Consider the following 10195-nt stretch of genomic DNA (forward strand, 5'->3'; position numbering starts at 1 on the left):
GGTCGATGTAGAGCACGGTCTCGTCGAGATTGGTCTGGGCATTGCGTTCACCGAGGTCGCGCATTTTGCTCCAGTGAGTGACGGCGGCGCGTCCGTCGAGTAGCCCGGTATCTGCCACAGCGAATGAACCCAGGCAGAGCCCGGCAATCTCCGCGCCGCGTTGATGAGCGTGCCGTAGTTGCCCTTGTAGGTCAGTGCCGATCGGCGGCAGAGTCTCCGGCCACGAGGGGACGATGACGATGTCGGCTGCTTCGACCGTGGCCGGTCCTGCGATGCCGCCGAGGGAGTAGCCCTCCATGGTGGTGATCGATCCCGGCTCATCGGACCAGAGCTGCGTCTCCCAGTTTCCGGCCAGGTTCAAGCGAGCCACCTCGCCGAAGACCATGAGCGGTGCTGCGAGGTGAAACATGGTGACGCCGTCGAAGGCGTAGATGGCGATCTTCACGGGACTCCCTCGATTGGCGCAAAATCATCGAAAGTATGCATCTGTGCCACTCGTGTGCGCAACCAACGGTCGGCAGGATGGAGGACAAGCAGTTCTCGACCACGATCAGGAGAAACCATGACTTCACCGCGCCGCGCACTCATCGTCATCGACGTCCAGCAGGAGTACTTCGAGGGTGTGCTGCAGATCCAGTACCCGCCTCGTGACGAGTCGGTGGCCAATATCGTCTCGGCACTCGAGGTGGCAACGGCCCAGAACCTCCCCGTCGCGGTCGTGCAGCACGAGATGCCGGAAGGTGCACCCGCATTCGTCAACGGAACGCCGACCTTCGAGCTGCACCCCGACATCGAGGCTCAGCTCCAACCGTCGTGGAAGCGCGTCGTGAAGCAGTACAGCAGCGTGTTCGCAGCCAACGACGTGGCCGAGTGGCTGAAGGGTGAAGGCGTCGACACCGTCACGCTCGTCGGCTTCATGACCAACAACTGCAATCTGGCGACTTCGGTAGAGGCAGAGGCTCTGGGGCTGTCGGTCGAGATCCTGTCCGACGCCAGCGGAGCAATCAACCTCTCCAACGAGGCGGGCTCGGTGTCGGCCGAGGATCTGCACAAGACCCTCATGGTGCTTCTGCAGTCCAACTTCGCTGCAGTGGCCAAGACCAATGACTGGATCGAAGCGGTCAAGAGCGGCGCCGGCGTCGACAAGAGCAATCTCGTTGTGTCGGCTATGCAGGGGAACGAAGCAGTCAACTCGGCCGTGTAGTCCAGTTGCAGCTTGTCGCGCCGAGGTCACGTTTTCGAAGTGACCTCGGCGTTGCTGTGTCTGTAACAGACCGAGCGGTCCGACGATCTAGTCCTCGCTACTCCTGCTGCACCTCGCGGCAGGAATTCGGAGAGGCGTCGACGATGACGAAGTTGGACCAGTTCGCATTCAAGGGCACGCGGAAGACCTTGCGATCCATCGGTATCACCGCGGTGAGTCTGGTGCTCGTCGGTGGCCTCGCGGCCTGCGGATCGAGTGACGAGCCGACCGCCGTAGGCGAATCACCCAGCTCGTCCTCGCAGCCTTCGGTCGCCGCGACAACTCCGGTAACCACGGTGCCGTCGTCAGTTACGACGCCCGCAGCGATCGCGCCGCCCGCAGCTGTGGCGCCGCCAGCAGTGGTGACGCCGGAGCCTGTCGCCGCTGCCCCGGTTTTCATGCCGCCGGTGGTGTGCATGAATCTTCAGGCCGCGCAGAACCTGATTCAGGCTGCGGGCGTGTTCTTTTCACGTAGCGAAGACGCTTCGGGTGGGGGCCGGTTGCAGGTCAACGACTCGAACTGGGTCGTCGTGGGTCAGCAGCCGGATGCTGGTGTGCCGATCGAGGAAGGCGAAGCCGTTCTGTCCGTCGTCAAAATCGACGAGCCGAACAACTGCTGAAGAGCGACGCGTCACGCCCGTGTATCCCGGCGGCCTTAGAAAGCGATTCCGAGTGACCACGCGAACACGGTGTAGCTGGCGATGGTGATGAGGACGATTGCAATCAGGTTCAGCCACACGCCGCCGCGCATCATCTGTCCGATGGTGATGTAGCCGCTGGCGTACGACACTGCATTCGGAGGGGTCGCAACCGGCAGCATGAACGCGCACGTTGCTGCCAAGGCGACGGGGACGGTCAGGATCAGGATGTCGAGGTCCATCCCCATCGCGACGCCGCCAGCGACCGGGAGGAATGTTGCTGCCGTTGCTGTGTTGCTCGTGATCTCGGTGAGGAAGATGATCGCGGCCGTCGCGACGACAACGAGCAGCACGATCGGAATGGTGTCGAGACCTGCTGCGACACTGCCGATCCAGTCGGTCAGCCCGCTGGATTGGAATTGTCCGGACAGCGCGAGTCCTCCACCGAAGAGCAACAGCACGCCCCACGGCAGCTTGATCGCAGTGTCCCAGTCGATGAGGCGGACGCCCGGCTTGCTGCCGCTGGGGAGCAAAAACAGGAGGATGGCAGCGGTCATGGCGATGCCGGTGTCCGAGATCGGTGGCGTGTCGAACAAGAGCGGAACGGCGACCCACGATGCCGCGGCGAGGCAGAAGATGACGGCCACTCGAACCTCGCCCTGCGACATCTTTCCGAGGGCGTCGAGCTCACCTCGGATGAGTTGCTTGCCGCCGGGAATGTCGTCGATCTCGGGCTTGAACAGTACGTGAGTGAGCAGGAACCAGGCGATCACCAGGAGCACCACAGCGAGCGGTACACCGGCGAGCATCCAATCGAGGAACCCGATGGTTATGCCCTGGCCTTCGAGATACCCCACCAGCAGGGTGTTGGGCGGTGTTCCGATGATCGTGCCCAGCGACCCGATCGAGGCCGCATACGCAATGCCCAGCATCAGCGCGGTTCCGAAGTTGCTTCGGATGATGGCCGTCGTGACCATCGCGTCGTCGAGGTCCACGTCAGCCGATTCGTCGTCGGCTCCGGCTTTCTTACCGATGTCGAGCACCAGGACCAAGACGGAGACACCGATGGGGATCATCATGACGGCGGTCGCGGTGTTCGAGACCCACATCGAGAGAAAGCCGGTGGCGATCATGAAGCCGGCGATCACCATGGTCGGCTTGGTGCCCATCGCGTTGACCGTGAGCAGCGCTATGCGCCGGTGCAGGTTCCAGCGCTGCATCGCAAGGGCGAGCAGGAAGCCGCCCATGAACAGGAATATGACGTTGTTGCCGTAGGACGCGCCAACGTCGTCGACGGCGACGTCGGAATTGAACACGGGAAAGATCACGAGAGGAAGAAGGGCGGTCGCAGGAATCGGAATCGCCTCGGTCATCCACCAAATGCCCATGAGGACTGCGGTTCCGGCCGTGAGGCGGGCAGCGTGGGAGACGTCGTCGGGGAGCACCGTGTAGACGAGTACAGCGAGCAAGACGCCCGCAGCGAGCCCGACCCATTGTCGCTTGCGCCTGCCCGGTTTCACTTCCTCGGCGCGTTCACCCGCGGATTTCTGGTCTTCCTCGTCGAAATCGTTGGGGTTGGAGTTGGACCGTCGACCCGTCTGTTCCTCGGGACCGAGATGCGTCATGAGAGCCTCCTGTGGCCGGACATTCGACCAGCGTAACTTGCCAAATGGTGGAAATGTCCGTTCCTTGGCTCGGGTCTTGCGGGTGTCTTCGGCGGTTCCTTCCGGCGCAGTCTCCCGGACGTAGGCGAGGGAGCGAAGCCACAGATTTTGCGCCAGTTGAGACGTCAAGCGTGGTCGGCATGGCGTGTACCCACGGCAGGGAGTGACGGTGTCTCGGTGGCGTCGGCAAGCTCTCGCGTCAGTTTTTCTCCTTCGATGTCGAAGGACGGAAGTAAGCGATCCAGCCACGCAGGCATGCTCCACGCGCGATCGCCGAGAAGCCCCATCACGGCGGGTACGAACGTCATCCGAACGACGAACGCGTCGACGAAGACTCCGACGGCAAGGGCGAGTGCGATTGGTTTGATCGTCGAGTCGGCAGCAGGGATGAACGTAGCGAATACTGCGAACATGATCATCGCGGCGGCGGTCACGATGGGCGCAGAACGAGCAAAACCCAACTCGATCGCCGATCGTGCTCCGGCGCCGTGAACGTACTCCTCACGCATCGTGGACACGAGAAACACTTCGTAATCCATGGCGAGACCGAACAACACCCCCAGAACGATGATCGGCATGAAGCTGATGACCGGACCTGTCTCCTCCACACCGAGTGGTCCTGTAAACCATCCCCACGAGTACACCAGCGCCACCGACCCAAGGGCGGATCCGATGGTGAACAGAAATCCGACGGTGGCCTTGATGGGCACCCTGACCGATCGGAAGACCATAGTGAGCAGAATGATCGACAGAATCACGATGAACGCGATATAAGGGAGCAACGCGTCACTGAGCAGAGTGGACACGTCGATACCAGCGGCAGTTTTTCCGGTGACCGACAGCGCGACCCCGTACTTCGCCTCCAAGTCGTCGGCGAGTGTGCGGATCGACTCGACCAGCTGTTTCGTGTCCTCCGAATCTGGTGCGCTGTCAGGAATGATTGTGACGATGCCCGTGGTTCCGGCCGGGTCAGGAGTGGCAAGCGGTACCGCAGCTACTCCGTCCAGCGCAGCGAATTCCGCACGTAACTCGCCCATCAGCGCGACCGGGTCACCACTCGCGTCGATCGAACCAGTGACCACCAGTGGACCGTTGGTCCCCGGCCCGAAGTGTTCTGCGACGAGGTCGTAGGTGTGCCGTGCCGACGAGTCCAGCGGTTGACTTTCGGCGCCGGGCAGGCCAAGTCGTAGATCCATGGCTGGGACACTGAGCATCCCCACGCCAGCGATCACCAGCGCGATGGTTACCAGCGGACGAACGGTCGCCAGGCGAACCCAACGCGCGAAGAATCGGTCCGATCTTCGGACGCGGCTGTTTTCAGGGGCTTTGTCCGTCGTATTCACAGATCGTTTCGTCTCACTCCGTGCTACGCCGCGAGAAAAAACACCGGCGGAGAACCCGAGGAGTGCGGGCGTGAGCGAGAGCGCGACCACGACTGCCAGCGCGACAGCTGCTGCGGCTGCAACTCCCATCACCGTCAGGAACGGGATACTCACGATAGCAAGGCCGACCAGGGCGATCACCACGGTCAGACCAGCGAAAACGACGGCGGAACCCGCAGTTGCGACGGCTCGTGCCACCGATTCCTCGGTCTCCATCCCCGCACGAAGTTGAGCAACATGACGAGAGAGAACGAAGAGTGTGTAGTCGATTCCCACTGCCAGCCCGAGCATGGTCGCCAGCACGGGTGCCGTCGACGAAACGTCGGTGAATGCTGTCACCAATTCGATTGCGGACAAGGTGATTCCAACCCCGAGCACTGCTGTGATCATCGGCATTCCAGCCGCCACGAATGACCCGAAGGTGGCCAGCAGGATCAGGAATGCCAGTGCAAGACCGATGACTTCCGTCAGATTGTCGTGTGGAACCTCGACGGCGGCGAATGCTTCACCGCCGGTGGAGACCTCGCTTCCCGCTGGCAGCGTGTCTGTCAGTTGCTCACCGGCATTGACGACGTCGGCAGATGTGGTCTCGGTGACGTCGGCAGTCGGCTGGTCGAATTGCACCGAAATCAGCGCCGCTCGGCCGTCTTCGGTGAACTGGCCAGTGACGCTCGGATCGAATGGGTCTGTGACCGAGGCAACGCCGTCGACCGACTGTAGGTCGGACACCGCGGCTCGGACCGCCTGTACCGACGATTCGTCGTCCACCCGCGCGTCCTCCGGTGCGGTGACGACGATCTGTGCAGAGGACCCAGTCATTTCCGGGAATGTCTGGCTCAACGAGTCCATTGCCTGCTGCGCTTCGGTGCCCGGAATCGTGAACCCTTCGACAGCCGGTTTGCCGAACACCACCGATCCAGCAACCGTCAGCACCAGCACAAGCAACCACAGGGCGACGACTAGCTTTCGGGCTCGATACGCCCATCGCCCGAAGCGATACAAAATCAACGACATTTTTTCTCTCCCACCGTCAGGGCGTATCGCTTGGTGCGAATCGCTGCCATAGATACATCGTGTATCGGATGCATACTGTATCCGATTCACGGCGAATTGAATACACGGTGTATCGTCTTGGTCGAAGAGAGCGCAGTGAACAGAAATGAGGCCGATGTGGTTATCGACAATCTGGAGTCTTCGGCGCGGGCTACCGACAGCGCCAAGCGGCGACGGACTCGCGCTGCGCTGATCGATGCTGCGTTCGACGTGTTCTCCGTGCACGGACTCAGCGGCGCGACGGTCGCGCAGGTGACCCAGGCGGCCGGGTTCACACGTGGTGCGTTCTATTCGAATTTCGAGTCCAAGGAAGAACTCATGCTCGCGGTCATGGATCGGGAGCGAGAGTCGGCGACGGCGCGAATGTCTGGATACATCGAGCACTTGGCGGACGAGGATGGCGACGACGATTTCTCCATCGACGACCTGACCGAGACCCTCATGCAGGTATTGACTATCGGTACAGCCCAGCGTGATTGGCAGCTTGCGCTGATGGAAGCGCTCCCCGTCACCATGCGCGATCCGGTTCTTGCCGAGCGTCAGTCCGAGATTCGGGCCCGCGCCGAAGCCGACGCCCGGTTGCTGGTGACCCAGGGCCTCGGGCGACTGGGAAGACAACCCACGATCGACACCGACTTACTGGTACTCGTCCTCCTGGGCGTCATCGAGCGCAGTCTCGCCGATGCGTTGCTTCAAAGCAGGCTGGACGCTTTCCCCCGTCGCGCGGGAAGTGCTATCGCGGCTGTGTTGCTGCACAGTTCGGCGCCGGTCGAGTCGTAACTCGGTTGCCACGTGACGCAGGTTAGTCGGCCACAAGAGGTGTCCGAGTTCAGTGCGTGAGCGTCGAATTGGGAACACGTCGTCGACCATCACCTGGATTCGCGAACGCGGGCGCTCCAACGTTGGACGAGCCGCATTTCGACAAGTTCGGGGCTGGTTCCGATGTCGGTGGCCCATCTCGTCAACAATCAGGTGTCGAAGCAGTCGGCGGCGTCGCTCTTGGCTGACGACCCCGAACGCGTGTCGGTGCAGAAGCGCGTCGGGGACAGTGCCAGCTGGCAATCAAGCCGGGCTATGGGGCTCGCTGCTTCCGCGGTGTGGAAAGGGCTTTCATCGGGGTGCGCTGATCCCGACGGCGTACTACACGGGTGAGACGTTCGAGGTCGCTCCGCGTGATCCGATCGACACCGTTCTGCACGTCGACCGTTGGTAGCCGGCGATGCCTGGGCTGCAAGGACAGCGCCCGACAGCTGATGGCGCCGGCACCGCGAGGATGTTCGAGAACGACTTCCGTCAATCCGCATCCTATGGTCCACCGCGTTCTGCGACGGTGGCGCGTGGTCGATTTCGGGGCGCCCGACGGCCAACCAAGCGATCGTCGGACGATGAGCGACGTGCAACCGGACAAGCCCGTCGAGATCGGGGAGGGCGCACGAATGGTGGTGTGTCGAGGACAATTACCGGGCCCCGTTGAAGCAGATCCTTCCCCGGACGTGATTGCGATCCGAAGGACCTCCTCGTCGAGTCGTATATGCCGTCATCTGGGCGTGGGGTCAGGGCGCGAAGACGTACACCGGCCGGGCCATGTAGGTAGCCGAACCCGGGACGAAGAAGAGTCGATTCAATGCGATGTGATTGCCCCAGAGATCGGTTTGACTGCACGAGTTCTGTCCGCGAGCCCACGCGCAGCGGATGGGCTGGGAAGTGCCGTACGGGCTGATGACCAAGGAAGCGTCGCTACGAGAACCATAGGCCGCGGGATCGAAGACACTGACGAACGAGTCGGTCGAGTCCACCGGGTCTCCTGATGCGGCCGGTGTCGCAACCGCTGCGAGGCCGACGGCAAGGACGATTGAGGCGAGTACCCGTTTCAGCATCCTGGCTCCGATCGTCGAGAGTTTGTTCGGTATGACTCGTGAATCGCCCTGCCGAAAGTGCGTGTTACCTCGGGGTCACGACAACGTCCCATCAGTGCACTGCGCTGTGGTCGCTCACGGTGGGCAATTCTGGTTGACTGGTTCGTGTCACTGCGGGCACGAGGGGTCGGCTCGGCACCCGCTCGAGCTGCGGTGGCTCGAGGATCTGCAATAGGGCGTGCCTGAGGACGATGCGACAGTTTTTGCGATGGTGGTACCACCCCGCCGACTACGACTGGACCGTCGCGTACCACCGACGAGATCCGCTTCTTCGCCATGTCAACTGGGCGGTGTCGTCGTGGTGCGGACTATATGCAGTGCTCTGCGTGCTTGCGGCGCACACGCCTGCCGGTGCGCCCGACGGCGTCGAGCGGGTGATCGCCTATTCGCTCGCGGTGACGGCTACCGTCATCGCCTTGTTGTGGCTGCGCCGGTCCTGGCTTACTCGGACGATGTCGCGTGTGTTCGTCGGCTACCTCGAAATCGGTGCTGTCGTATTGCTTCTGTTGTTGAACGACCCGTTCGTGGCTCTGCCGTGCTCGGCAGCTCTAGGAGTCATCGGCAGCTACATCGTCACGTTTCACAGCCCGAAGCTGTTCGTCGCTCATCAAGTCCTGTCGGTCACGGCCGTCGGGATCTTGTTCAACCAAGCGATCACGTCGCCGGATGCCGACGTGGTGCTGGCGTGTGCGTATCTCGTGGTGCTGACGCTCGTGCTGTTTTCCGCGCCGGTGCTGGCGCACATGCTTTTGCTGTTGCTCCGGCGTGACGCTGCGTCCGCGTTTTACGACCCGCTGACCGGTCTGCTCAATCGACGCGGGTTCGATTCCGTGTTCGCCGAGTGCGTGCGTGGCCCTGGTTTCGTGATGATCGTCGATCTCGACAACTTCAAAGGCATCAACGACAACTACGGACATGCTCACGGCGACATGGTGCTCAGAGACATCGCGAGCACACTGCACTCCGAGTTCGCTGCGCCGGCACTGTCGGCTCGGATTGGAGGAGAGGAATTTCTGATTCTCGACGACTCCGATGATGCAGAGGCGTTCGCGCGGGCGAAGCGGCTCCTCCTCCAGCTGCACGACGGACGAGCCGGCAGCACGACGGTGAGCATCGGTGTCGCCCGCCTACCCGCCCGCGCGTCGGCCGACGATCTCTGGCGTGCCTGCGGAAGGGCTGACGCCGCCATGTACACGGCCAAGAAGAATGGAGGGAATTCAATTCACGTCGACGACACTCGGCCGATGGATCTGTGACGCGGGTCTGGATTCAGAACAGCGTCGGCTCGGCTGAATCGGCCCTCGTGAGTTCGATTCGACGCTCGTAATGCTCAGGGGAGAATCCGGCGACTACACCTCGTCGAAAACCTTGGGCAAAGAATCGAGCTGATCGGTCTCACTGGCGACGTTCTTCGACGAGGACGAATACAGGCGCAGATGGAACCGTTTGCTGAGTCGATGCGTCCAACCGGCAAGAAGGCAAAGTAGACGCGACGTGGCCGGTGTGGATGTCCGAGCTGTTCGCTGCGGGGATGCACGAAATGGCGCAGCGCCTCGATATCGTCGCCCAGGCTGCGTGGGGCGCGTCCCACGATTACCAGGTGACCGATTCGGACTTCGCGGCCAGATTGCGCGTCATGGAGACTCCGAAGTGACCATCACCGTCTCACAAGCCAGGTGATGGAACTCCGAGTTGCTGTCGGCGGCAGCGGGTGGACTGCACGAAACCGCCGATCTCATAGACGGCCAGCGAGCAGGGCTCGACGTCGAGCAGAATGTGCTTGCCGAGTCTTGGAGCGGAGCTGCCGCAGTGGCCGCGGCCGAGCGAATGGTGTCCGAGATGGCGACCTTGTCGAAGCTTGCCGGCCTCGGCTACGGAGTAGCTGACGAGTTCGCGGACGCGTCCGACCGGATTGTTGCTAGCGCGCCAGCAGGTGGAGGAACTGGTCGACGAGCTGTCGGCCAGAGACTTGGATGTCGCCGACCACGGCGTCGTAACCGCTGAGCGGACAATTGCGGCACTGCGTCAGTGTGTGCCGGGGTGGGATCGGTATACACATGGTTTGAGGCGAGCGGCGCGGGCGTCATCGGGTACACGGGCTTTGTCGGCGTGTGTCTGGGCCTCATCTGGATTACCGTGCGACAGGCGGGTCTCAGGTGGATCAGGCCGTCACGCATCGTAACTCGATGTGTAAACCCTGATTTTGGTGAAGGCGTGCGCATCGGTCCAGAGTCTCTTGCCCTTCGAGTCTTGATCGCGACAATGGGCGGCGTTGCGAGGGGCTCGCTGCTGCCCGCGG

At 62.1% G+C, this 10195-nt stretch carries 10 protein-coding genes and 1 pseudogene; 6 read left to right on the plus strand and 5 right to left on the minus strand.

What is annotated here, in order from left to right; translation table 11 throughout:
• Window positions 1-445: DJ-1/PfpI family protein (locus tag WBQ44_RS15770; protein WP_495567612.1), on the minus strand; the 445-nt coding region annotated here is incomplete at its 3' end.
• Between the two features lie 117 nt (window positions 446-562).
• Here WBQ44_RS15770 and WBQ44_RS15775 point away from each other — a divergent pair.
• Entirely contained in the window at window positions 563-1204 is a 642-nt protein-coding gene (locus WBQ44_RS15775) for an isochorismatase family protein (RefSeq protein WP_495567613.1), read from the plus strand.
• 97 nt (window positions 1205-1301) lie between these two features.
• Here the strand turns inward: WBQ44_RS15775 and WBQ44_RS15780 are convergent, their stop codons facing one another.
• On the minus strand, window positions 1302-1661 hold the full coding sequence (locus WBQ44_RS15780; protein ID WP_495567614.1) for a hypothetical protein: 360 nt from the start codon (window positions 1659-1661) through the stop codon (window positions 1302-1304).
• On the opposite strand from WBQ44_RS15780, the gene WBQ44_RS15785 reads away from it, so the two are divergent.
• Entirely contained in the window at window positions 1660-1863 is a 204-nt protein-coding gene (locus WBQ44_RS15785; RefSeq protein WP_495567615.1) for a calcium-binding protein, read from the plus strand. The genes WBQ44_RS15780 and WBQ44_RS15785 overlap by 2 nt on opposite strands.
• A 35-nt stretch (window positions 1864-1898) precedes the next feature.
• On the opposite strand, the gene WBQ44_RS15790 is transcribed toward WBQ44_RS15785, so the two are convergent.
• Window positions 1899-3506 (minus strand): SLC13 family permease, encoded by a 1608-nt coding sequence (locus WBQ44_RS15790; protein ID WP_495567616.1) that lies wholly within the window; start codon window positions 3504-3506, stop codon window positions 1899-1901.
• A 164-nt stretch (window positions 3507-3670) separates the two neighbouring features.
• Entirely contained in the window at window positions 3671-5941 is a 2271-nt protein-coding gene (locus WBQ44_RS15795) for an MMPL family transporter (protein ID WP_495567617.1), read from the minus strand.
• Window positions 5942-6076: 135 nt separating this feature from the next.
• On the opposite strand from WBQ44_RS15795, the gene WBQ44_RS15800 reads away from it, so the two are divergent.
• A complete protein-coding gene (locus WBQ44_RS15800; RefSeq protein ID WP_495567618.1) occupies window positions 6077-6760 on the plus strand; it encodes a TetR/AcrR family transcriptional regulator in 684 nt (227 codons plus the stop codon).
• Window positions 6761-6955: 195 nt separating this feature from the next.
• Window positions 6956-7193, plus strand: a pseudogene (locus WBQ44_RS15805) (nitroreductase family protein); the annotation flags it as partial.
• Between the two features lie 340 nt (window positions 7194-7533).
• Here the strand turns inward: WBQ44_RS15805 and WBQ44_RS15810 are convergent.
• Window positions 7534-7857 carry a hypothetical protein gene (locus tag WBQ44_RS15810; RefSeq protein ID WP_495567619.1) on the minus strand — a complete coding sequence of 108 codons (324 nt, stop codon included), beginning with the start codon at window positions 7855-7857 and terminating at the stop codon, window positions 7534-7536.
• A gap of 230 nt (window positions 7858-8087) precedes the next feature.
• On the opposite strand from WBQ44_RS15810, the gene WBQ44_RS15815 reads away from it, so the two are divergent.
• Entirely contained in the window at window positions 8088-9152 is a 1065-nt protein-coding gene (locus WBQ44_RS15815; RefSeq protein WP_495567620.1) for a GGDEF domain-containing protein, read from the plus strand.
• Between the two features lie 251 nt (window positions 9153-9403).
• Window positions 9404-9550 carry a hypothetical protein gene (locus tag WBQ44_RS15820; protein ID WP_495567621.1) on the plus strand — a complete coding sequence of 49 codons (147 nt, stop codon included), beginning with the start codon at window positions 9404-9406 and terminating at the stop codon, window positions 9548-9550.
• The last annotated feature ends 645 nt before the right edge of the window (window positions 9551-10195 follow it).

Source organism: Rhodococcus sp. (in: high G+C Gram-positive bacteria), assembly GCF_049591685.1.
In the GTDB taxonomy this organism is placed as follows: Bacteria; Actinomycetota; Actinomycetes; order Mycobacteriales; family Mycobacteriaceae; genus Rhodococcoides.

Bases quoted from the DNA above. Each gene is read 5' to 3' on its own strand.
- WBQ44_RS15775 (WP_495567613.1), top strand. From the start codon at position 563: ATGACTTCACCGCGCCGCGCACTCATCGTCATCGACGTCCAGCAGGAG.
- WBQ44_RS15785 (WP_495567615.1), top strand. From the start codon at position 1,660: ATGAATCTTCAGGCCGCGCAGAACCTGATTCAGGCTGCGGGCGTGTTC.
- WBQ44_RS15780 (WP_495567614.1), bottom strand. From the start codon at position 1,661: ATGCACACCACCGGCGGCATGAAAACCGGGGCAGCGGCGACAGGCTCC.
- WBQ44_RS15790 (WP_495567616.1), bottom strand. From the start codon at position 3,506: ATGACGCATCTCGGTCCCGAGGAACAGACGGGTCGACGGTCCAACTCC.
- WBQ44_RS15795 (WP_495567617.1), bottom strand. From the start codon at position 5,941: ATGTCGTTGATTTTGTATCGCTTCGGGCGATGGGCGTATCGAGCCCGA.
- WBQ44_RS15810 (WP_495567619.1), bottom strand. From the start codon at position 7,857: ATGCTGAAACGGGTACTCGCCTCAATCGTCCTTGCCGTCGGCCTCGCA.
- WBQ44_RS15815 (WP_495567620.1), top strand. From the start codon at position 8,088: ATGCGACAGTTTTTGCGATGGTGGTACCACCCCGCCGACTACGACTGG.
- WBQ44_RS15820 (WP_495567621.1), top strand. From the start codon at position 9,404: ATGTCCGAGCTGTTCGCTGCGGGGATGCACGAAATGGCGCAGCGCCTC.